Genomic DNA, 23292 nt, shown 5'->3' with positions numbered 1-23292 from the left:
TTCAGCGTGTTTTGAAAACCCTTGAAGTCTACTTCGTGAGCACCGGAAAGCAGGGCTGACACAGAATGCGAGGGGTTATCTACACGCTGAAATAGAGCATAGGCTTTGTCCTTTTTTCATTTCCACATCAATCTTGAGATAAATAAATCCAATTTCTATCGTCAAATTCTTTCACATCATCTGATCCTATATGACGTAACATTCTATTAAAGAAAGTGGTGTCATCTTCATCATCGACATCATATAAATCCTTTAGAACATATTCTCTCGTAATAAAATTCGTTAAGTTCGTTTTATTCACAAAATCAGCAAAGTACGATTGGACAAGAGTTAAATCCTCTTCATTCAATGTTTCATCACTAATAATTGAAATATGAAACACATTCAAAATCGCTTGAATATCTTCTTCATCCATATAACATAATGGATCTAGTTTTCTGTCTTCTTCCGTAAATGGTTTTCTCGTATCTTCAATGATGACGTAACATAAAATCATGTGATCTTTCATCACGCTAAAAATTTCTAAATCCCGTAATTTTAGTGGTCTATTCAGTCTAATCATTTTTCCTCCTGAGATTTTGCTCTTGTCGTTTTTTATCCCCTTGCTCCCCCAAAACCTGAAATAGACAGAGCTTATGCTCTGTCCATTTTTTCTCTTCTTGCAAAATCGACGAATCTGAAGCGGTCTAATCGGTGACGGCTTTCTGTGTATTGAAATAGACTTGTATCCTCTAAGAACACGTAATTCTTCACCACTACTACATGGTCAAACCCATTCAAATCAAGATACTTGGCATCCTCTTCTGTACATGGCTCCACCACAAATTCCTTCTGAGCATAGCTAATCGATACACCGAGTTCTCCTTCAATATACTCGTAGATCGATCCGTTGCATATGTCCTTAGACAGTGTCTGCACATGCCTTTGCAAAAAGTAATCCTTGTCTAAAATGACTTCTTCCCCGCTAATATTGCGAGAACGAATAACTTCCCAGACGTCTTCCTGCCCATTTATTTTCAGCTGAGACTGAATATACTGATCCGGTTTGATTAAACCAAATTCATGAACAGTTGTGACCGTCTTCCGGCCAAGCGTTTGGGAAAGCTCTTTAAAGCTGACGAGACCTGAAACAGGGAACTGCATTTTCTCCCGATTCAGCAATACAGAGCCTTTCCCGCGGATTTTTTGAATATAGCCATTTTGCACAAGGATGTTTAATGCCTTTCTCACCGTCTCCCGGGACGTGTCGTACATTAAGGAAAGCTCATGCTCTGATGGAAGGATGCCTTTATCCTGCCATTCACCTTGTTCAATTCGTCGCGCGAGCTGATCATAAATCACTCGAAATTTATTCTCTTTCATTTTCCTTCCGCCCCATTTATTAGCGTTTGGTTAAATGATAAACGATTGACTCGTATGGACGCAACGTAAAGCCCTTGATCTCTGCCGGAACATCCTCATAATTGGATAGCAGGACTTGAACGTCCATCTCATCTGCATCCTTTAATAGCTCATCAGGAAGCGTAAAGTCCGCTTCTCCTGCATAAAAGTGGTTGATCACGAGGAGCTTCTCATCCTTTCTTTCTCTCACATAAGCAAAAACCTTTGGGTCATCTTCCAAAAGTAAAGTGAAGCTGCCATACGTGATCACATCATATTCTTTACGCAGTCTGCAAAGAGCCTGATAATGATAAAAAATAGACGTGCGGTCTTTTAATGAAGCTTCCACTGAAATGTCGTTATTGGCAGGCTCAATCCAAGGCGTTCCTTTTGAGAACCCTGCATTTTTTTCTGTGGACCACTGCATTGGTGTACGGGCATTGTCTCTTGATTTGACCTGTAAAATCGCCAGTGCTTCTTCCTCTGATTTCCCTTTTTCAAGCATGGCTTCGTACATATTGAGAGACTCAATATCTCGATAGGACGAAATGTTCTCAAAGCGAGGATTCTTCATGCCAATTTCCTCACCTTGATAAATATACGGAGTTCCTTGCATCAGATGAATCGTGGTCGCCAGCATCTTCGCTGATTGCTGATGATACGTACCATCATCACCGTATCTTGAGACGATACGCGGCTGATCATGATTGCACCAGAAGAGTGCATTCCATCCGCCTCCCTCATGCATTTTCGTCTGCCACTCAGCCAGAATCGACTTCAATTTTTGAAAATCAAATGGCGCGATGGCCCATTTTTCACCGTTTGGATAATCTACTTTTAAATGATGGAAGTTAAACGTCATATCGAGCTCCTGCCGATCTGGTCTTGTATACCGAATGCAGTCTGCGATATTCGTTGAAGACATTTCTCCAACTGTCATGCTATCGTATTTTGAAAAAACCACCTCGTTCATTTCATGCAGGAACTCATGAATTCTCGGACCATCTGTATAGTACATACGGCCATCCCCCTGCACAGATCGTCCGGCATCATCCAGAAAACGTTGATCCTTTGAAATGTTATTGATGACATCCAGCCTGAATCCATCAATTCCTTTTTCAAACCAAAAGTGCATGATGTCATATACTTGCCTGCGCACCTCATTATTTTCCCAATTGAGATCCGCTTGGGTGACATCGTATAAATGAAGATAATAGTCACCTGTCGCTTCATCTAGCTCCCAAGCTGGACCGCCAAATTTTGACTGCCAATCATTCGGCGGAGATCCGTCCGCTTTTGGCTCCTTCCAGATATAATAATCTCGATAAGGGTTATCCTTTGACTCACGCGAGGCTTGAAACCACTCATGGAAAATCGATGTATGATTGACTGCTAAATCCATGATGACACGAATTCCTCGTTCATGTGCTTCCTTCAGCATGTGCTCAAAATCAGCCATTGTGCCGTACATATCATGGATTTTTGTATAATCACTAATATCATAGCCATTGTCATACTGCGGTGACTCATACATAGGGGTCAGCCAAATACAATCTGCCCCCAGTTCTTTTATATAATCGAGCTTTTTCGTCACACCATTGATATCACCTGTACCAGAGCCTGTTGTATCTAAAAAACTCTTCGGATAAATTTGATAGACCACCGCTTTTTTCCACCACGGTTCGTTTGTTTGTTGATTCAAATTCCTTCACCACCACTAGTTAAGTTCTTGTGAAAAATCCTTCTTCTTTTTTAATTTTGCATATAAAAGGGTACAAATGAACGGAACAATCAGCACAATCACCATGCCTATTGCAAATGCGCCCCAATATTTCGGAATGATCGAGAAGATCCCCGGAATGCCTCCAACTCCGACCGAGCTTGCCAGTACACCTTGAGAGGCGATAAACATACCAGCTAACCCTGAGCTGATCAGTGCAAAAATAAACGGGAATCGATAGCGCAGGTTGACCCCAAACATCGCTGGCTCGGTAATCCCTAAGTAAGCGGAAATACTTGAAGTCAGCGAAAGTCCTTTTTGCTTTTCATCTTTTAAGACAAACATCATCGCAAGCGCAGCTGATCCTTGTGCGATATTGGACAGTGCGAGCATCGGCCATAGGAACGTGCCATGCAATTTTGAGTTAATCAATTGAATATCGACAGCTAGGAATGTATGGTGCATACCTGTAATAACTAACGCTGCATACAATCCGCCGTATAAAAGACCGCCAAGTGCTGCGAATTGCTGGAATACGGTCACAAGTCCAGAGGTTAAAACGTTTCCGATCGCAAATGTAATAGGTCCAATGACGATAAACGATAAAAACCCAATGAGTAATAACGTAATCGGTGCAACGACTAACAGCTGAATACTTTCAGGTGTCCGTTTAGTCATAAATAATTCGAGCTTTGCAAGTAAATAGGAGGCGACGAGTATCGGAAGAACCTGTCCCTGGTATCCTACCTTCTGCACTTCAAGTCCAAACAAATTCCAGACAGGAATGTCTCCAGACTTTTCAGCCGCTCCATAGCCCCACGCATTTAACAGGTCAGGATGTACGAGCATCAGTCCAAGAACCATCCCTAAAAGCGGATTTCCTCCAAATCGCTTCACAGCCGACCAGCCAATTAATGCCGGCAAGAAGGTAAAGGCAGTTCCTGCAATCAGGTTGATCATATTCGCTAAATCAGCCCATGCCGGATACACATCCACAATCGATTTTTGATCAAAGAAAATATCAGGAGCTGTTAAAATATTATGAATTCCCATTAATAAACCGGCTGTGACGATAGCAGGAAGGATCGGAATAAAGATATCCGCAAGCGTTTTCACAGCACGCTGCAATGGATTTAATTTCTGATCAGAGGCTCGTTTGACGTCCTCTTTCGTTGCTTCCCCAATTCCCGTCTGTTTGACCATTTCAGCATATACCCGATTCACGACCCCTTGGCCAATGACGACTTGGTATTGTCCATTCGCTGAGAAAGATCCCTTCACTTCTTCAATTTGTTCAAGTGCTTTCTCATCAACTTTTCCTTCGTCTTTCAGCACAAAGCGCAGTCTTGTCACACAATGTGTCGCTTGATCAATGTTTTCTTTGCCGCCGATGGCTTTCACAATCTGATCTGCTGCTGCCTGATAATCAGCCATGCTATCCCCTCCGAGACCGTTTTTTTATAAGAAAAAAGAATCAAAAACTTGTATATACATGTTTACTTCATATTTTATATTTGTATATACATGTAGTCAACAATAAAATGTAGCGCTTTCATAAAAAAAGCTCCCTCAATGTGCTAGAGGCAGCGACGTGTCATCATCTTTTTTTATGCTCCGTTAATTTTTCGTAGACCCTGTTTTTATAAAAGGAGGAGGCTGGACGGGCAAACGTTTGGCGCTTTGATGTGAGTTCATCCAGACGTTTTTGTTTTTCTTCACATATGAGAGAAAGTTTTTTTCTTTCTTCTTCATCTATACTGGTTTTGAGTAATTCTTTGACGGTCATGAGTTCTTTTTTAAGTGCCGTTTCTTCCCCAGCAAAGCCGGCATTTTTCATGATGCGGTAGCCCATCCTCAGTTCTTCAGGTACATGAGCAGCGTCATCCTTTGGCAGAGGTTTCCCAAAGCCTGATAATCCTTCAAAAGCTCCATTGTCCATCGCCTTTTTGATCCGTTCTTCTGACAATCTCTGCGCAAAATCCATGGCGCTTCTCCTTTCGGCCGCATGTATTTGATTAAGCATAGCAAAAAAGCTGACTCTCTCACAAGAGCCAGCTTTCTGCTTATTTTTTGTCGATTTTAAAGGTGGATACCATCTGGGCCAAGTCCTCTGACATATCAGAGAGCTGTTCAATCGCACTTGAAATTTGCTGCATGCCAGCACTTTGCTGTTCTGTTGCTGCCGCTACTTCTTGAGAGCTCGCAGCATGTTCTTCTGACACAACCGAAATTTGTTCAATCGATGTAGAAATCGTTTGATATGCTCGTTCTACCTGCTTGATGGATTGAAGCAAATTGTTCGTTCTGCTTGCAAACTGAGACACTCCATCATAAATAACAGCGAAGTTCTGTGACGTGCCTTCCATTTGCTCACGTCCTTCTTCCACTGCCTTACTGCTTTCCTCTACACTTTCAAGAACACGCTGACTGTTTTCCTGTGTACCGATGACTAAATCTGAAACGGTTTTAGCCGCATCAGCTGACTGCTCAGCTAACTTACGCACCTCATCAGCCACAACAGCAAACCCTTTTCCTTCTTCTCCAACACGCGCTGCTTCAATTGAAGCATTCAGTGCAAGCAAATTCGTTTGCGCTGAAATGTCGGTAATAATGGAGATGACACTTTCAATCTCAGTTGAATGTGATTGTAATTCTTCTGCTGCCTGCTTTGAGTTTGTCATCTTGTCGTGTAACATATTGAGATGCTCAAGGACATGCTGCACCAGTTTTTGACCAGATTCTGACTGCTCTTGTACTTCTGATGAAACAGATTTCATTTCATCTACTTCTTTCGTTACGCCTTCAATTTGAGTATCGATTTCCGCAACAGAGGTCGTACAGTCTGTAATATTTGCTACAGAATCATTAATTCCTTCACTCATATTCGTCATCGCTTCTGACACTTGCTGCGCACTTTGACTCGATTCGTTCGTCACGGTGCGAAGCTGTGAAGACATTTTCGATACTTCGCTTGATGAGTTTGAGATCTTCCCAATGAGCTCTTTGATCCGTCCCTGCATCTTTTGGAAAGAAGCGGCTAATTGACCGATCTCGTCTTTACTTTCAACCTCTACCATTCCAGTTAAATCGCCATCTGCAATACGGTTCGCTGATTCCATCAATGAACGTGCTGGCTTCGCAATTCTTCTTCCCATGAAGAATGAGAAGAGTAATCCGCCGATGAGCACAATAGCAGATGCAATCGTGATATAGATCGTCAGCTTCTTCGTTGTTTCTGGCACAACAGACGCATCTAAATCAATTCCTAGAATACCAGTAAGCTCACCGCCTGAATCTTTGATTGGTAAAAAGACTGATTTATGTGTTCCAAATGAATCTTTGTAAATATCACTTTTGACCATTTTATCTTCAGAAAGAGCTTGTTTCATCTCATCTGAGAATACATAATCTTGATCAAAATCATTGTCTTCCCCAGTTAACACAATGATTCTTTCCTTGCCGCCTTTATTTGATAATACGTATAAGTTCTCAAGCGTATGATCTTCTTGAAGCTCTGTGATTTTCTTTTTAATCTCGATATAAAGTGGATCGTCCTTCCCGCTAATGCTTAGGACGTTTCCATCGATACTGTCGATCTCTTTTTTAGCTGTATCGATATCTGTCGTTAACCGATAATCAAATTGCTTTAATAACTGGGATGATAAATCCTGGCTGACTAAATAAAATGTTAGAACGAATAGTGCAACGGTTGCGAGTAATGTGCCGACAACGACTGACATGATTTTGGAGGATATCGTGAGTCCTCCAAATTTCCTTTGTTTCGCCATTTTTTTCTACATCTCCACTCTCAGATTTGATTTAAGCATGTACACTTTCAAATTGTCCACAAACAGATGCAATCACGTCTTTTAAATAAGATACGATATGAGGGATATGCTCCGGTAACGTATAAGGTGAGATCACAAAAAACTTACTTACACTTAGATAAAATTCTTGGCCTTCTTTCGCATTCACAAGTAAAAACTTTGTTGTATCGCCAAAGAACATTTCGTCTCTTTTCTCTCCAAGCTTTTCAAACAGCATTTTGTTCAATTGATTGTTCCGCTCAATTTCCATTGAAGTCGCCTCTCCGGAAATCTCTTCTTTAAAGCGCGGAGATCCGTCTAGGTAAATTCTAAACAATGTAGCCATTCCGACGTTGCCATCGTTTACGACTTCTGCTTGCGGAATTTCCTGACTGAGTGCTGCTCTGAATGCAAGGTTCACCTCTAAAAATTGACCGAGCAAGCGCTGGTATCCTTCAATCCCAAACGTTAACAGCACGCTCAGCATGCTGATAGAGCTTCCCATTCTTGAGCATTCAAGTGTATAACCCGTATGGTATTCCCCGTAGCCTCTATGTCCAACATATGGTGTCTCTTGTTCTTCTAGGTCCAAACGCTTTAAGTCAGCAGCGTTTTTCACTAAGAATAAACTGGATGTGTAAGGTGTTTGACCGAGCTTTTGAAAATCAAAGCACATCGTGTCTGCAAGAGAGAGATGCTGGAATTTCACTTTGATTTCTTTTAGCATACGAAGAACACCGTCTGAGAATTTCAGCGGGTTTTTAGATACATCATACTCATTAAAGAAAGCAAAGAATCCGCCAAGCGCCGAATCTGCATGAATATGCGGCACCTTTAGACCATACTTCTCAGCAATGGCTTCTGCTGTTTCACGTACCCCTTTTACATCATCAATTGCGATGGCATCTGTTGTTCCGGTTGTTGCCACAATATAAACGGGAATTCCCCCATTTTGCGCAACACGTTCCATTTGACAACGCAAATCTTCCATATCCATTGAATGATCATTATTTGTCTTAATTCTGATTAAATTGTCTGTGCCAAGTCCGGTTGCTTCCATTGACTTAAATAGGCTGTAATGTGCTGCATCAGAACAAAACGCATAAAGATTTTGCGGGACACCTTTTCGTAATGACTCCGGTGCGACTTTCGCAATCGCTAAACGAAGCCCTGAGAAAATAGCCCCCTGACCTCCCCATGTTGTGTATCCCCCGCTCACATTTGGATCATATCCGATGAGCTTAGACATCATTGAGACCACTCTGACCTCAGCTTCCGCACCTGCTGGTCCATAAACATCCCATAGGTTGTTTCCATTTACCAGCATCGCCGTCAGCATGCCTAGAATTCCTGGTGTACTTGCCATTGGCAAAATGTTCGTGAAGAAATACTTTGTGTGGTATGGATGGTTATGTAAAAGCTTAAGTAATTCTTCATTCACAAGTTCCGCTTGTTGTCCGTTCACCGGAATTTGACTTGTTTCAGTGAGCTTTTGATAAAAATCCTCCCCACGACTCTTTTCACCTTTTAGGTGAGCACGGTTCGGATCCTTCAGGTGATCGACCCCTGAAATGATTTGTTCCATTAATTTGATGAATTCTTTACGCTCTTCTGCATTTCCGTCCTCACTCGGAAACCAGTTCTGAACGAGGTTCTCAGCTCGTACAGTCATATACTATCAATCCTTTCAATGGAAGATTTCCTGTCAATCTCTATATCGACTTCAATTGAAAAGTTTATAGTCTCAAAATGTCCACTTAAGTATATTCAGATAATTTGTTCACTCATCAAAATTAACAAAACCCTTACAAAACAAATAAAAACCATTTTTTTGTGAAACAACAAAATATATCAATATATTATCTAGCAGGAATTTTTATCCACCATCATTCACTGTTCATTGACTCATTTTTTTTACTTAACTTGCATAAACATTAATAAACACTGGAAATTCTCTCGAAATCACCATTGTAGAAATCAAATTAATTCTTTAGACTTGTGTCTTTTTACCTGTTTTATTGATATAACAACAGGAAAATTACTGAATTTTCTGTTAATATTAGGATAAATTTCATAAAAAGTTTTTCGAAGATCGAATATTTTCGATTTCTTTCCTTATATTGCTCGGACAGGCTGAACACGTAGTTCATCGGTTATGACTTTTCTATTTGCGGATTTCGTGGTATATTCTAATGGTTCGTTTTCTTTCGTTCCGCCTCTTCCGTATAACGGAGAAAAGGAGTGTTTATATGAAAACATTTATTCAAAAAAGAGGCCTCGGTTTCTTTGTGATTGCGGCCATCCTACTTTGGCTCAAAACGTATACAGCTTATTTAATCGAATTCAAACTTGGTATATCAAATATGCTTCAGCATATTTTGCTTTTCGTGAATCCTATTAGCTCCAGCTTGTTCTTTCTTGGCTTTGCTTTATTGTTCAAGAAAAAATGGCAGCCTGCCGCTATCATTGTGATTCACTTTTTCATGTCTTTTTTACTTTACGCAAACATCGTGTACTATCGATTCTTCAATGACTTTATCACGCTGCCTGTTGTGATGCAGGCAGGAACGAATGGCGGACAATTAGGTGATAGTGCATTTTCACTCATGCGTTGGACTGATGTGTTTTACTTTATCGATACAATCATCTTGATCGTACTCGCAGTCCGCATGAAAAGGCAGCAGCAAACAAGTACAGCAACTGTACCTGTTCAAAAGTCAAAATCGTTTAGACTCGTTCTTGCGTCCTCTGTTGTGATCTTTGTTCTCAACTTAGTCGCTGCAGAGATTGATCGTCCAGAGCTTTTGTCAAGATCGTTCGACCGCAATTATTTAGTCAAATATTTGGGTGCTTATAACTTTACCGTGTTTGATGCCATTCAAAATGTGAAATCAAACAGCCAGCGTGCACTGGCAAATTCAAATGATGTGACAGATGTAGAGAATTATTTAAAGGCGAACAGTGCTGATCCAAACCCGGCTTATTACGGAAAAGCGAAGGGCATGAACGTGATTACGATTTCTCTTGAATCTCTGCAAAACTTTGTCATTGATTATAAGGTGAACGGAAAAGAAGTCACTCCATTCCTTAATTCATTGGCACATGACAACAAAACGTTTTATTTTGATAACTTCTTCCATCAAACTGGACAAGGTAAGACATCTGATGCCGAATTTATGATGGATACTGGGCTATTCCCATTATCACAAGGCTCTGTTTTTATTAACAAAGCGCAAAATACGTATCAGGCACTTCCCGGCATTTTGAAGAAGGATCAATACACGTCAGCAGAATTCCACGGGAATACGAAAACCTTCTGGAACCGTAATGAAATGTTTAAGTCCTTTGGATATGACAGATTTTACGATTCTGAGTACTACGATATGAACGAGCAAGATACGAAGAACTATGGTTTGAAAGACAAACCGTTCTTCAAAGAATCAATGCCAATGCTTGAAAATCTGAAGCAGCCGTTTTATTCGAAATTCATTACGTTATCGAACCACTTCCCATTTGGCATGGATGAAGGTGATACCGATTTCGAACCTGGTGATTTCGGAGACTCTGTCGTCGATAACTACTTCCAATCTGCTCATTATTTAGATGAAGCCATTGAACAGTTCTTCAAAGACTTGAAAAAATCAGGTCTATATGACAATACAGTGGTCATTATGTACGGAGACCATTACGGCATTTCGGAAAATCATAATGAAGCGATGGAAAAAGTGACTGGACAAAAAATTGGAGATTATGAAAATGCCCAGCTCATGCGTGTGCCGCTCTTTATTCATGTGCCAGGCGTAAAAGGCGGACAGATTCATAAATACTCTGGTGAAGTCGATATCGCTCCAACCCTTCTGCACCTGCTCGGCGATGATACGAAGAACTATTTAATGTCTGGTTCTGATATCTTATCGAAGAACTTCAAAGAGCTTGTGCCATTTAGAAATGGAGACTTCGTGTCCAAGGACTACACGAAAGTAGGCAATAACTATTACAGCAACAAAACAGGCGAGAAAATCGAGCCAACTGAAAAAGCATCGCAAGAAAATGAAACGGTGAAAAAGATGCTAGAGACATCTGATAAGATCGTCACAGAAGATTTACTCCGTTTCTACAAGCCTAAAGGCTTTACACCGATTGACCGCAATGAGTATGACTATACAAAGAAAGTACAGGATGAAGAAGATTCCTCTTCCGCCAAAGATGAATCCAGCACTTCTTCAAAGTAACTTTCTCAATCAAAGAACCAGCCGATCCTGATCAGCTGGTTCTTTTGACGTTTGATCCTGATTGCACCGGGTATAGGAGATCAAGGAGGGATTTATCATGAAAAAAACAGCAGCTTTTATCGTGACTGCCTCACTTGCTTCTTCCGCCCTATTCGGTTTCAGCCCTGCGATCACAGCACACGCCATAACCAAAACGGCGGCAGAACAATCCATTCCCCAAGGTCCTCAAGCCTCACTAAACAGCATTTATAAGCTGGCGAATAAAGGACAAATGCCCTACTATGCAGAAGGGCTCAAAATAGGCGTTCAAACAAAAAAAGACGTTCATCATAAGCTCGGACAGCCTTATCCAGAAACAGGTCAAAGTAGCTTTGATTTGTATCATGCTGAAATGGGGAATCCAGGATTTGCTTTTCACTATGACAAAAAAGGCAAAATTGACGAAATACGTTATTTCGGAACAAATGTAGAAAAAGAAACGAATATCGGCGGAATGACCCCTTCCCTATTAAAGAAACAGCTTGGACCGGCCGATTCAGTGAGCACCATCCCACAAACAAAAGAGAAGAAATACGTTTACCGAACCGGTGATTATGAGCTCGAATTTATCGTCGGACATGATCCAGATATCAGCCAGCACGAGCTCACTGTCCTGCATATCAATCTCATCAAAGCCGATTCTTAAATAAAAAGGCATCCTGAGCATAAGCTGAGGATGCTTTTCTTTATGATGATGCCACTTCTAAATGCGGCTTTCTTTTTATTGTTCGTTTGAAGACTGGACTTGCTACATAATCAAGACCAAATTTCCCTGCGTTTCCTTTCGCTGCCATAATGATGACAGCAATCAGAAGAAGGAGTGGGTTGACAGAGACGGTACCAGCAAGTAAGAAAGAGACATTCATCACGCTACCGAAAAAGGCTGCCGTTGTTGTGAACAATCCAACAATTAACCCTAGACCAACTAAGATTTCTCCCCACATGACCATCGCACTGAATAGTCCAGCATTTGGCAAGGCGACATTTTCTAAAAACCATACATAGAACGGATAAACAAGATGGCCATCTTTGACAACGGGTTCAGATATCGCAAATTGCAAATACCCTGATGCATCGAATCCGCCTGTTAGTTTTCCAATACCAGATGTCAGCCAAGTCCATCCGATATAAAGTCTTGCTGCCAAAAGTATAACGGCTGCCCACACATTCGTTTGTAAGAATTTTGTAAACATGATGATGCCCCCTTTTAATTTATGTGAAATATTTCACATTTTCTTTATGATCTTATTATACTATGTAACATCTAATTTGTGATCTTTTTCACATATATATTCACAAATTGTTCATGAATATCTAGTCGAGGTAAACTTTTCCCTTCCTTTAACCGTCTAAGTCATTTCAGACAAATAAAAGGGGTTTGAACATGTATGAAAACATTATTCCATTTCGCTTATTTACAGGCCATATCATGTCTATTCCCTGTCATGATCTTTGCAGCACTTGCACTATCGAAAACGGTAACTATTCCTTTTCTTCATCGCTATGATTTCATTCTTCTGCTTTGTCTCATGGCACAGATCCTCATGCTGACGCTTCGGCTAGAGACGTTGACTGAACTGAAGGTCATTTGTTTATTTCATCTCATTGGAATAGGTTTAGAAATTTACAAAGTACATATGGGTTCTTGGTCCTATCCTGAGGATGCTTATACGAAAATCTTTGGGGTACCTCTCTATAGCGGCTTTATGTATGCGAGCGTGGCAAGCTATATTTATCAGGCACTTTCACGACTTCGCGTAGAGGTGACGGCCTGGCCTCATCCGTTTTTTTCGATTGGAATCAGTATGTGTATTTATCTAAATTTCTTTACTCATCACTGGATCTATGATCTCCGCTGGTGGCTGACATTGCTCCTTGTTGTAGTGTTTCGAAAAACGACGGTTTCCTTTCAGGTCGGTTCATCTACCTATCGAATGCCGCTTGTTGTTTCATTTCTCTTGATTGGTTTTTTCATTTGGATTGCTGAAAATGTCACTACCTTTTTAGGGGCATGGCAATATCCAAATCAACAGCACGCTTGGTCTCTCGTACATCTAGGGAAAATCAGTTCATGGTTTTTACTTGTTGTCATCAGTATTGTTCTGGTGATCGAACAACGCAAACAAAAAAACGTTCAGCCCATTTGACCTGGCTGAACGCTTTTTTTAATCTCGATCGACTTCCTTGCGGAGATCATCTGCGACAAATTCCACATTCGTTCCAATGATGATTTGTACGGATGTTTTCCCTGAAGTCAGTACCCCTTTAGCACCTGCTTTTTTCAATGTGCCTTCGTTCAATAAATTTGTATCCTCTACTGTTAAGCGAAGGCGGGTGGCACAATGATCAATGGTGGTGATATTGTCTTTGCCGCCAAGCCCCTCTACGAGCATACTCGCTCCGGCAGTATTTGCAGCATCTGCTGGGATATCTTCAATGTCATCATCTTCTCTGCCCGGTGTTTTCAGCTTTAACAGTTTAATGAGGAAATAGAAGACAACAAAGTAGATAACGCCATAAATCACCCCAACCACAAGCAGCATGATTGGTTTTTGAGCAATGCCAAAGCTTAAGACGTAATCAATCGCACCTGCTGAAAAGGCGAAGCCGCTATGAATCCCCAGGGTGTTCACGATAAAGAGTGACAGACCAGTTAATATAGCATGGACACCATATAAAAGTGGAGATAAAAACATAAATGAAAATTCAATTGGTTCTGTGATCCCTGTAATAAATGACGTTAGCGCCATTCCAATCATCAGACCAGCTGTTGCTTTTCTCTTTTCTGGCTTTGCTGTTACAATCATGGCTAGACATGCCGCTGGCAGACCAAACATCATCACTGGGAAGAACCCGGTCATAAAGACGCCTGCACTTGGATCTCCTTTAAAGAATCGCGCTAAGTCCCCTGTTGCCCCGTTGAAGTCCCCAAATTGAAACCAGAATAAGTTATTAAGCACATGGTGAAGTCCTAGTGGAATGAGCAATCGGTTAAAGAAACCAAACAGCCCCGCACCCGTTGCACCAAGACTTAAAATCCATTCCCCTAAATCATTGATCACACTTTGAATCGGAGGCCATACATAACCGAAAACGGCTGCTAATAGAATGGTGAAAAGTGCTGTCATAATTGGCACAAGCCGTCTTCCGCTAAAGAAACCTAAGTATTCCGGCAGTTTCGTATCCTTAAATTGATTGTAAACGTAACCTGCTAAGAGCCCGCATAAAATACCGCCCAATACCCCCATATTGTTGGTCGAGTTAATCGACGTTGTACCTGCTGACAATATGAAATAAGAGATGGCCCCTGATAACGCCGCTGCTCCGTTACCATCCTTTGAAATGCCGATCGCTATACCTATTGCAAAAATCAAAGCCAAATTCGCAAAAATTGCATTCCCTGCCGCATGAATAAACGGGATATTGAATACATCCTCCCGTCCAATGGCCAAAATAATACCTGCTGCAGGAAGCACAGCGATTGGAAGCATAAATGATTTTCCTAACTTTTGAAAAAACTGAAACACCATCTGAATTTCCCCCCTTTGTCATCATCATGACCAAATCACTCATGATGTTCATAAAAAATATATCATATGCACGTCTAGTTATCTATACCAATTTGTCCATATCTACTAGAAATCCCGCCCTTTACTCTTTTAGCATAAAATGTGGTAAGCTATTGAATAGAATGAAGTTATAGAAAGCGGGAATGAACAGTGATTGTCAAACATGATCATGAGTTAGAAGCCTTAAAAAAAGTCGGCCGAATTGTCGCTTTGGCAAGAGAAGAAATGAAAAGCCAAGCGAAGCCAGGCATGTCTACAAAGGAATTAGATTTGATTGGGAAAAAAATATTAGAAGAGCATGGGGCCAATTCAGCGCCTGAAAAGGAATATGACTTTCCTGGTACCACTTGTATTAGCGTGAACGATGAAGTCGCACACGGTATTCCAAGTGAAAAAACCATTTTACAAGAGGGAGACCTCATTAATATTGATATCTCAGCAGAGCTTGATGGATATTATTCCGATACTGGAATTTCATTCGTACTAGGCACAGGTGATGCTCGGCTTAAAGCATTATGCCAGTGTGCGGAGGATGCATTCCTTGAAGGGTTAAAGCATGCAAAAGCCGGTAAAAGACAAAACCAAATTGGCCGTGCGGTTTACAATACCGCCAAAGAACAAGGTTTTACAGTGATTAAAAACCTGACAGGACACGGCATTGGGAAAAGTCTACACGAAGCACCAAACCATATTTTGAATTATTATGATCCATTCGATAATGCTTTGTTTAAGAATGGCACAGTCATTGCCTTTGAACCTTTTATTTCAACAAATGCTGAATCCATTTATCAGGCTGATGATGGCTGGACATTTAAAACGCCAGATAAAAGCCTGGTGGCACAGATTGAACATACCATTGTGATCACAAAAGATGAACCGATTATTTTAACAAAGCTGTAAGTCAATCCATCCTCTCCTTTCAATGGAGGGGTTTTTTTCGTATCCCTTTCACGAATCTGTCACGACTAAACAAAAATGCCTGTGGTAAAATAGGCAAAGATATGCGAAAGGGGTCTTATTTGATATGTGGTTCATCATCATTGGTGTCATCTTTTTCATCGAAAGTATTATCTTAACGGTTGTGGGTCTCAAGAAAAAACAATCCATGATGACATATCTTGGTGTTGTCATCATGATTATGACGATCGGGATGATCATTGTCACCCTCAATCCACCCAATTCATAATTCATCATTTCCAGCATATACATGCACCATAGGCAGATAGAATCAGTTTTCATTTCTTAACACCTGCACACTTTTCACGTCCTTTTTTGAGATGTTACAATGCATGCAGTTCCAATTGAAAGGAGTTTTCTATCATGCATTATGGTAGCAAAGGCTGGTATGTCGAAGAATTAAAGAAGCTTGGTGTGACCAAGCATGAAGGAAGAAAGCTTCAAAGCTTAAAAACTTATTTCCTTGCAAATCTTCTTGAGCAAAAGAAACCAAGCTCATAAACGCTGAAAAGCCGTACATCTTGTGCTGATGTACGGCTTTTTTTAAATATGCCGGATTCGTTTTTCTAAAGAATTCCTCACTGCATCTGCCAAGGCATCTACTTCAAGAACGGCTTTCAGCCTCTGTGGATCTGCTTGATGGTATTTTACTTCGTTGACCTCATGAACCGTAATCTGATGGAACGCTTTCTCTACTAACACAAGAGGTTCATCAGGCGACACCATTCCTTCTTTTAACACACGCAAATAAAAGCCTGTATACCCAGTTTGCTGCACTTCCTTCACAAGCTTCATGTTGCCGTGCTTAAGGGATAGCTTCACACATGGCTGTCTTGGCTGACTAACCTCAACAAGCGCTTCTCCAAGCTGAAACACATCTCCAATGCACACCTCTGTCTCCACAAGTTGATGCACTGTCAAGTTCTCGCCGAAGGCCGCCTCCTGTAACGAAACACCTAAAAATTGCTCAAAGTAATCATAATGATCATATGGAAAGACGCAGATCGCTTTATCATAGCCCCCGTGATGAACCAAATCACCTTGGCCATCTCCCTCAAAATTGAGCTTGCTCAAATACACAGGTTCATGAATACGCCTTTTGTTGATGGCTGTTTTGATTTCTTTTCCATTTGCATTAGTGGTGATAGGTTGTCCTACTTGAATCCCTTCTATGTCGTAGCTTTTCTGTCCCACTATGGCCATCTCCTTTGGTTGTCTCATTGCTTTTATTTTACATCGTTTGACAGCCAAATCAAAGTCGATGCGTGAAGGAACGATGCTGGCTATGGTACGATGAGAAAAAAGGACCAAGCGAATTCTAAAAAACAAAGATGAATCATCTATTTTATAAATTTAGTAGCATAATAGGCTTCAAAATACTTTATTTCTCAGTAATTTTTGATATTTCCTGTAAAACATACAAAAAGCAATAATAAAAAGAAAATATACTTAGAATTATATTTAATGTGATTTTAAGGTTAAATCACTCTATTAAATGGTACTATTATTTAAGTAAAATACAATTAAAAAGGATGATATGGCATGAAAAAAATTATGATACTTTCATTTGCACTATTTTGTTTAGTATTTATCCCCACTTCTGTATCTGCTATTGAAAGTAATGAGGAAGAAGCAACAAATTTTTTAACAAAAGATGAAGTTATCAAAATCGACTTTGCTGAACTGGATCAGATTAGAAAAAAATTAGATATAAAGAATAAAGACAATGAATATACTGAAGAAGAAATGAATAGATTTGCGACACAAGAAATAAAAAGTACCCTCACAAATAAAACAAGAGAATTTATAATGACTACGATGAAAACAGGTTATTCTTATATTCCTGGCTTTAGTGATTTAACAGAAAAAGAAGTTGAGTTAGCTAGGCAACACCCTGTAGAATTTGTTACTTACGCATCCACAGCAAAGAATGCAAGTGATGAAACAAATAAATATTTTGGGAAATCTCAACTTTGGCAAGGAAATGGAGATGCTTTTAGACACACATATTGGAATGCTATCTTGGTGCCTAATTTTGGAGGAACAATGAAAGGCCCAAATCATGGTTATAATAGAGCAAAAGTATGGACAACTGCTCATGAGCAAAACAGCAAAGGTGCTGATAGAGAAATGGATTTATATAATAATGAGCAAGGAAGACAATTAGGAGTTACAAAATATTACAATACCAATACCCAATTTAGCAAATCAATTAGAACTATGGTTAAGCAAGGTTCCTTGGTGAGAATTGTAAAAGGTCAATTAACTGCTACAAATGGAGTTACAGGTAAATAAATCCTATAAATATTTACGGCTAGTTAAGAAATACAATGTTTCTTAACTAGCCGTACTATATAGAATTAAAACTTACGAACAACAATATACAGCTTTATTCACAGCATCTTCAGGAATGTAAATTATCCCCTTTTTTAACTTATAAGGAATGTTATGCTTTTCTAGCAACTCTATAGAATTTCCTCTGTCAATTTTCTCTCCCCATCGTACATAATCACTACTATACTCTTTTTCACAGGAAGACAAAATTACTATTGACATAAAAAATGATAAAAATGATAAAGTTAACTTCAAAACTGCACCTCCTCTATTTTTACTCTACTGTATCATCATTCTTACTTATTAACTTATTCAAACTCAACTAGCAGAGAATTAACATGATCAATACGCCTTTTGTTGATGGCTGTTTTGATTTCTTTTCCATTTGCATTAGTGGTGATAGGTTGTCCTACTTGAATTCCTTCTATGTCGTACCTTTTCTGTCCCACGATGACCATCTCCTTTGGTTGTCTCATTGCTTTTATTTTACATCGTTTGACAGCCAAATCAAAGTCGATGTGTGAAGGAACGATGCTGGCTATGGTACGATGAGAAAAAAGGAGAGATGATATTGGTTCATTATCACGCCATTGTAAAAGGACGAGTGCAAGGGGTCGGATTTCGTTATTTTGTCCAAGGAGAAGCCGTCAATCGTGGGATGAAAGGCTGGGTACGCAACACAGATGAAGGTCATGTCGAGTTAAAGGTAGAAGGTGAGCAGCAGGAAGTGCTTGATTTCTTAAAGACCGTTCGAAAAGGAAGCCCTTTTTCAAAAGTCACAGATATGCAGATGGAGCCGCTCACCGAATTAGCTCATTATAAGGATTTTCGCATCAAAGGATGAATTTTTCATAAAAAACCTAGCTCTCGCTAGGCTTTTTCTGTTCCATGATAGGGCTTTTCCTGATAAAAATAATTCGGCTTCACAATGGTATTGTCGTAATGCTTGTGGAAGATGTGGGTAGCAGCTGGTGATACCGGTGGAATCAGCCATGTCCAGTCCCCAGTCAGCTTGCGGTCAGCCTTTTCTTCCTGCTTTTCAAATTGTTTGAATTGATGTGCTGCTGTATGGTGATCAACAATGGTCACCCCTGCTTCTCGGTAAGAATGAAGAACCGCCACATTCAACTCAACAATGGCTTTGTCCTTCCAAAGCGACGCATTCTTTGTCGTGTCCAGTCCTAAAATCGAAGCGACTTTTTTCAGCATATTGTAGCGATTTTCATCGGCTAGATTACGTGCGCCAATTTCTGTGCCCATATACCAGCCATTGAACGGTGCTGCATTGTAATGTATACCGCCAATCTCTAATTTCATATCCGCAATAATCGGAACAGCGTACCATTTCAGCCCTAAATCATGAAAGCCTTCATATTCAGGATGGGTAATCTCGACTTCTTGGACGATCTCTTTCGGAAGATCATACAGAACCGGCGGCTGACCTTTTAGCTGAAACATAAGCGGCAGAAGATCAAAATGCGTCCCCTCCCCTTTCCAGCCATAGGCTTCACACAACTTTGTTAATTCAAGGGATGCCTCGTCGCCGATGATGCCATATTCCGTTTCATAGCCTGCATAACGAACAAGCTGATGATTATAAATGACGACATCCTTCCGTCCCTCTTGCTCTGGCGGAAAGATCGTGATGGACGGTTTGATTTTCCCGCCATTTGTCGCATACTTAATATGATGAAAGAGCGCCTCTTTCACCTCATCCTCTGTCTTCACATGCCGGCAGTCGTGAACATGCAGGGTCGACCAAAATAAACGACCAATGCAGCGGTTGCTGTTGCGCCAAGCCATTTTCGCCCCGTGAGCTAGCTCTTCTGGTGTATGGGTGTATATACCTTCAGACTCTATTTCTTTTTTTATTTCATGCAGACGTGCTGCTTTCTCTTCATTTGATTTGTTTAATTCTTCATAGCATAAAGAAACAAAAGCTTCTGCTTCATTCCACAACGCTTCTTGGTTACTCAAACATACTCGCCTCACTTTAATACGAATATATCCATTGTAGCGGTTTCTATTAATAAATTCACTTGTTTCAAACCATTTTTTATCATGTCATCCGACTATTGTCCTTAGACAGTGGATGAATTAATGAGCTCAAGGGTCTTTTGGAGCCAGTGAACATACCCTTTTTCTCTTTCAATTGCCCTTGTCAGCACTAAGTAATGCCCAAATTGCGCTGAATGCAGCGATTGGGTGGAAGGATCTTCCTCCGTTAAAGCATTCAGCTTCTGTTTAAGCATGTCTACTTTTTTGGTCCGCTCTAGTAGTTGATATGAAAACAGATCAGCCGCTTCCTTTTTATCCATGGAGGAGATAAAGAATGTTTTTAGCATAAATTCATCCTTTGATGTTTCTGGAATCGGGTCTTTTGTCCTTAGCCACTTATGCAAGTCCGTTTTTCCTGCTTCTGTGATTTGATAAACCTTCTTCTCCAGCTTCTTTCCTTGTATATGAATATCAAATTCAATAAACCCTTCTTCCGTTAAACGCTTCAGCTCGGGGTAGATTTGGCTGTGCTTGGCACTCCAAAACTGTCCAAGGGAATCCTTAAAGTGTTTTGTGATATCATATCCTGTCAGCTCACGCTGATCTAGTAAGCCAAGAATGGCATATTTCAGTACTCTCATGATGGGCCTCCAACGCATATTCTTTGACAATAGTATACCATACACTCTAAAATAAACATGTAAATCATGACATGTTTGAAACAACATCATTCTAATGAAAGAAGGAATAAACATGGAACAATTCGTTGGACTTCATATGATTTATACGTATGAAAATGGCTGGGAATATGAGATTTACATTAAAAACGATCACACCATTGATTACCGCATTCATAGCGGAATGGTCGGAGGCCGCTGGGTCCGTGATCAAGAAGTGAATATTGTGAAGCTGACAAAAGGCGTCTACAAAGTCTCCTGGACAGAACCAACGGGGACAGACGTTTCTCTGAACTTTATGCCTGAGGAAAAACGTATGCATGGCGTCATCTTCTTCCCAAAATGGGTGCATGAACGTCCAGATATCACGGTTTGCTATCAAAATGACTACATCGATCTCATGAAACAATCTCGTGAAAAATACGAAACATATCCGAAATATGTTGTTCCAGAATTCGCTGACATTACGTATATGAACCATGCAGGTGTAAATGACGAAACGATTATCGCAGAAGCACCGTACGAAGGCATGACAGATGAAATAAGAGCTGGGCGAAAATAGTAAAAGCGGCACAATGCGTGCCGCTTCAGCGTGTAGACAAACCCTCGCATTCGTTGTCAGGTCTGCGCGCCGGTGCTCACGAATGTCAAATTCGCTCCGCTCCGATGCTCGTCCTTCCTAGACTTCAAAGGTTTTCTATCACGCTGAAAAGAAGACAAAGGGCTAAAATAAAAATCATTTTAGCCCTTTGTCAACAATCTGAAAGCGGCACAATGCGTGCCGCTTTTTTATTTGATCCCTAACGTCTTCTGATGAAGCAAGAAACGATAGACTGGCAGTTCATCGCCTGCTTTCGAAGCAATAAACCCTGATGACATATAGCTATCTTTTGATTCTGGTTCAAGGGCAAGTGACAGCAAATTGGTTTGTGGCTGTGCTGTCAAATACACCTTGGTTCCTTTTGGCAGCTGACGTTTCTTTTCAACGAGTCTTGTTTCAAGCTGAATGTCTGTTTTGCTCTTTTCCTCTCGCTGTGTCACCTGATAGGCTTGTACTGGCACTTTCACGCCAACAGGCAATGTGACACTTTTTAATCCTAATGTTCTGAGCTTCCTCTCTACCCCTTCATGACCTGGGAGAATGAGATAAGCTGTCGGTCGCTCTCTTGTCAATACGGGAACTGCATCGCTCGCACTATGAAAACGCACAGGGACATCGATGGTCTGTCCTTTCTCAATATCCACCATTTCGAGTGAATCGTTCACAGGTGCTTTGAAATCATCTTGAATGACCACTTGATCGTCATCGTTTGTTTGAAGACCCTTTTTCACCAGTTTCAGCCGCTCCGTCACCATTTGCTGCTTGACTTGTTTGGCATGCTTCACCGTTGTCTCAATGATTTTTTCATGAGTGGTGACTTGTGCTGCGACGCGGCGGGCAAAGTCCTCCCTTCCAATTCCAATCCCCCTGCTTTCTACAAGAAATGATATAGCTGGCGAGAGTGCAAGGGCATTTCGGCCAATTCGTGCATCCGTTCCGCCTTCATAGAGATCGATCTTTCCATCCTTCCCTCTTGTGTTTGTATAATATAGGTCATTAGAAAATCCTTTGTTCGTCAGCGTTTCCCGAACTCCGTTCACATACAACTCATTTGATGTCAGACGAATGCTTTCAGGAATGTTCAAATTCTTACCCGATAAAATGAGTAAATCATGATATTTGAGGGCGCCTGATGAGCCAACATCTTCAAACTGCTTTTGGCCTACATCGTATTCATGGGCATCAATGACCACCTCTGGCGCATAACGATTAAATTCTTGATGCAAGGCTGTGAGTTCTGGAGATTCTAATGTCATATGATCACGGTTCCCGTCCATTCCGTTTGCAAGCCTGCGGTCAAAGGCATATGAACCATCTGGGTTGATCCTTGGGACGATGATGATATTGACATGATTGAGTACACGCTCTCCTTCTTCACCTGCTAGTCGTTTCGCGATAACAAGAGCAGATTCGCCGGAGGCTGGCTCATTTCCGTGTATTTGTGCTTGAAGCCAGATCGTTGGCTTTTTTGAAAGTGGAGAGATGTGACGATCCTTTGTAAAGTAGAGAGCTGGAATAGACCGGCCATCAATGGATGTTCCAATCTGTTTCTGCGTGGCGTAAGGACTTTTGCGGACAATGTCACGTAAGAAATGTTGAAGCTCTTCTTGAGTCGTAAATGTGTCTCCTTTTTTCTGAAAGGCAGGTGTGTCGAACGTCTCGTCAGGCTCAGGGTATAGCTTTTTGACTGAGGCTGGCTGTTCATAACTTTTTCCATAATAAGGGGTGTCTGCGTTTGCTGAGGCTGGAGTCATCATCGACAAACTGCCTGTTATGAGGCATACAGCAGCAAAAAGAATTGTTCCTTTTCGTTTGGACATGCTATCCTCTCCCTTCGTTGATTTGCATTATAAAGAAAAAAACAGACAAAGTGTCAGTATTTTTCAAAAATATATCTTTTGGAGGAACAGGCATTTCTTTGTATAGGGCAAATGAATGGAGCTCGCTCGGCAATATGACCTAAAAAAAAGTGCCTGCTC

23 protein-coding genes and 1 pseudogene are annotated in these 23292 nt (G+C 40.8%); 9 read left to right on the top strand and 15 right to left on the bottom strand.

Features of this window, described 5'->3' with window-relative positions:
• Positions 1-127: 127 nt before the first annotated feature.
• The 7 genes from NPA43_RS03795 to NPA43_RS03765 all read right to left on the bottom strand — a co-directional run bounded on the left by NPA43_RS03795 (position 128) and on the right by NPA43_RS03765 (position 8578).
• The gene (locus tag NPA43_RS03795; RefSeq protein WP_256499392.1) at positions 128-562 is read right to left on the bottom strand and encodes a terpene synthase; all 435 of its coding nucleotides are present in this window, start codon (positions 560-562) and stop codon (positions 128-130) included.
• Between the two features lie 71 nt (positions 563-633).
• Positions 634-1362 carry a trehalose operon repressor gene (gene treR, locus NPA43_RS03790; RefSeq protein ID WP_099727668.1) on the bottom strand — a complete coding sequence of 243 codons (729 nt, stop codon included), beginning with the start codon at positions 1360-1362 and terminating at the stop codon, positions 634-636.
• Positions 1363-1381: 19 nt separating this feature from the next.
• Positions 1382-3082, bottom strand: a complete 1701-nt coding sequence (gene treC, locus NPA43_RS03785; RefSeq protein WP_256499391.1) for an alpha,alpha-phosphotrehalase — start codon at positions 3080-3082, stop codon at positions 1382-1384.
• Between the two features lie 15 nt (positions 3083-3097).
• Positions 3098-4534 (bottom strand): PTS system trehalose-specific EIIBC component, encoded by a 1437-nt coding sequence (gene treP / locus NPA43_RS03780; protein ID WP_256499390.1) that lies wholly within the window; start codon positions 4532-4534, stop codon positions 3098-3100.
• Positions 4535-4697: 163 nt separating this feature from the next.
• Complete coding sequence (locus NPA43_RS03775; protein ID WP_256499389.1) at positions 4698-5084, bottom strand: DnaJ family domain-containing protein; 387 nt, start codon at positions 5082-5084, stop codon at positions 4698-4700.
• A gap of 79 nt (positions 5085-5163) precedes the next feature.
• Positions 5164-6888: a methyl-accepting chemotaxis protein gene (locus tag NPA43_RS03770; RefSeq protein WP_230031550.1), complete on the bottom strand. Its 1725-nt coding sequence runs from the start codon at positions 6886-6888 to the stop codon at positions 5164-5166.
• A gap of 31 nt (positions 6889-6919) precedes the next feature.
• Positions 6920-8578 (bottom strand): pyridoxal phosphate-dependent decarboxylase family protein, encoded by a 1659-nt coding sequence (locus tag NPA43_RS03765; protein WP_256499388.1) that lies wholly within the window; start codon positions 8576-8578, stop codon positions 6920-6922.
• A gap of 577 nt (positions 8579-9155) precedes the next feature.
• Between NPA43_RS03765 and NPA43_RS03760 the strand changes: the two genes are divergently transcribed.
• On the top strand, positions 9156-11138 hold the full coding sequence (locus NPA43_RS03760) for a lipoteichoic acid synthase (RefSeq protein WP_230031548.1): 1983 nt from the start codon (positions 9156-9158) through the stop codon (positions 11136-11138).
• Between the two features lie 97 nt (positions 11139-11235).
• Positions 11236-11823 carry a YjgB family protein gene (locus tag NPA43_RS03755; protein WP_249705284.1) on the top strand — a complete coding sequence of 196 codons (588 nt, stop codon included), beginning with the start codon at positions 11236-11238 and terminating at the stop codon, positions 11821-11823.
• A 40-nt stretch (positions 11824-11863) separates the two neighbouring features.
• Here the strand turns inward: NPA43_RS03755 and NPA43_RS03750 are convergent, their stop codons facing one another.
• Positions 11864-12370 carry a DoxX family protein gene (locus NPA43_RS03750; RefSeq protein WP_230031546.1) on the bottom strand — a complete coding sequence of 169 codons (507 nt, stop codon included), beginning with the start codon at positions 12368-12370 and terminating at the stop codon, positions 11864-11866.
• Positions 12371-12565: 195 nt separating this feature from the next.
• On the opposite strand from NPA43_RS03750, the gene NPA43_RS03745 reads away from it, so the two are divergent.
• Positions 12566-13324, top strand: coding sequence for a DUF817 domain-containing protein (locus NPA43_RS03745; RefSeq protein WP_099727677.1), 759 nt, complete (start codon positions 12566-12568; stop codon positions 13322-13324).
• Positions 13325-13342: 18 nt separating this feature from the next.
• On the opposite strand, the gene nagE is transcribed toward NPA43_RS03745, so the two are convergent.
• On the bottom strand, positions 13343-14707 hold the full coding sequence (nagE, locus tag NPA43_RS03740) for an N-acetylglucosamine-specific PTS transporter subunit IIBC (RefSeq protein WP_256499387.1): 1365 nt from the start codon (positions 14705-14707) through the stop codon (positions 13343-13345).
• A gap of 189 nt (positions 14708-14896) precedes the next feature.
• On the opposite strand from nagE, the gene map reads away from it, so the two are divergent.
• From map to NPA43_RS03725, 3 genes are all read left to right on the top strand, one after another.
• Positions 14897-15646, top strand: coding sequence for a type I methionyl aminopeptidase (map, locus tag NPA43_RS03735; RefSeq protein ID WP_099727679.1), 750 nt, complete (start codon positions 14897-14899; stop codon positions 15644-15646).
• Positions 15647-15770: 124 nt separating this feature from the next.
• Positions 15771-15932: a hypothetical protein gene (locus NPA43_RS03730; protein WP_099727680.1), complete on the top strand. Its 162-nt coding sequence runs from the start codon at positions 15771-15773 to the stop codon at positions 15930-15932.
• A gap of 134 nt (positions 15933-16066) precedes the next feature.
• A complete protein-coding gene (locus NPA43_RS03725; protein WP_003214303.1) occupies positions 16067-16204 on the top strand; it encodes a YflJ family protein in 138 nt (45 codons plus the stop codon).
• Positions 16205-16246: 42 nt separating this feature from the next.
• On the opposite strand, the gene NPA43_RS03720 is transcribed toward NPA43_RS03725, so the two are convergent.
• A complete protein-coding gene (locus tag NPA43_RS03720) occupies positions 16247-16897 on the bottom strand; it encodes an MOSC domain-containing protein (protein WP_230031587.1) in 651 nt (216 codons plus the stop codon).
• A 348-nt stretch (positions 16898-17245) separates the two neighbouring features.
• Between NPA43_RS03720 and NPA43_RS03715 the strand changes: the two genes are divergently transcribed.
• Positions 17246-17998: a DUF6973 domain-containing protein gene (locus NPA43_RS03715; protein WP_256499386.1), complete on the top strand. Its 753-nt coding sequence runs from the start codon at positions 17246-17248 to the stop codon at positions 17996-17998.
• A gap of 72 nt (positions 17999-18070) precedes the next feature.
• On the opposite strand, the gene NPA43_RS03710 is transcribed toward NPA43_RS03715, so the two are convergent.
• Both NPA43_RS03710 and NPA43_RS03705 read right to left on the bottom strand, forming a co-directional pair.
• Positions 18071-18292 carry a hypothetical protein gene (locus NPA43_RS03710; protein WP_230031805.1) on the bottom strand — a complete coding sequence of 74 codons (222 nt, stop codon included), beginning with the start codon at positions 18290-18292 and terminating at the stop codon, positions 18071-18073.
• 89 nt (positions 18293-18381) lie between these two features.
• Positions 18382-18486, bottom strand: a pseudogene (locus NPA43_RS03705) (MOSC domain-containing protein); the annotation flags it as partial.
• 122 nt (positions 18487-18608) lie between these two features.
• On the opposite strand from NPA43_RS03705, the gene NPA43_RS03700 reads away from it, so the two are divergent.
• Positions 18609-18881: an acylphosphatase gene (locus NPA43_RS03700; RefSeq protein ID WP_099727686.1), complete on the top strand. Its 273-nt coding sequence runs from the start codon at positions 18609-18611 to the stop codon at positions 18879-18881.
• 26 nt (positions 18882-18907) lie between these two features.
• Here the strand turns inward: NPA43_RS03700 and NPA43_RS03695 are convergent, their stop codons facing one another.
• Positions 18908-20014, bottom strand: coding sequence for a nitric oxide synthase oxygenase (locus NPA43_RS03695; RefSeq protein WP_099727687.1), 1107 nt, complete (start codon positions 20012-20014; stop codon positions 18908-18910).
• A 104-nt stretch (positions 20015-20118) separates the two neighbouring features.
• Entirely contained in the window at positions 20119-20676 is a 558-nt protein-coding gene (locus NPA43_RS03690; protein ID WP_099727688.1) for a PadR family transcriptional regulator, read from the bottom strand.
• Positions 20677-20788: 112 nt separating this feature from the next.
• Here NPA43_RS03690 and NPA43_RS03685 point away from each other — a divergent pair, with 112 nt between their 5' ends.
• Complete coding sequence (locus NPA43_RS03685; RefSeq protein WP_099727689.1) at positions 20789-21274, top strand: phenolic acid decarboxylase; 486 nt, start codon at positions 20789-20791, stop codon at positions 21272-21274.
• A gap of 227 nt (positions 21275-21501) precedes the next feature.
• On the opposite strand, the gene NPA43_RS03680 is transcribed toward NPA43_RS03685, so the two are convergent.
• Positions 21502-23133 (bottom strand): M14 family metallopeptidase, encoded by a 1632-nt coding sequence (locus NPA43_RS03680; RefSeq protein WP_099727690.1) that lies wholly within the window; start codon positions 23131-23133, stop codon positions 21502-21504.
• Positions 23134-23292 lie beyond the last annotated feature (159 nt).

Origin of the sequence: Bacillus pumilus, assembly GCF_024498355.1 — a bacterium.
GTDB classification, from domain to species: domain Bacteria; phylum Bacillota; class Bacilli; order Bacillales; family Bacillaceae; genus Bacillus; species Bacillus pumilus_P.
Note: the sequence above shows the minus strand (reverse complement) of the source record. Positions and strands in the feature narration are given on the sequence as shown.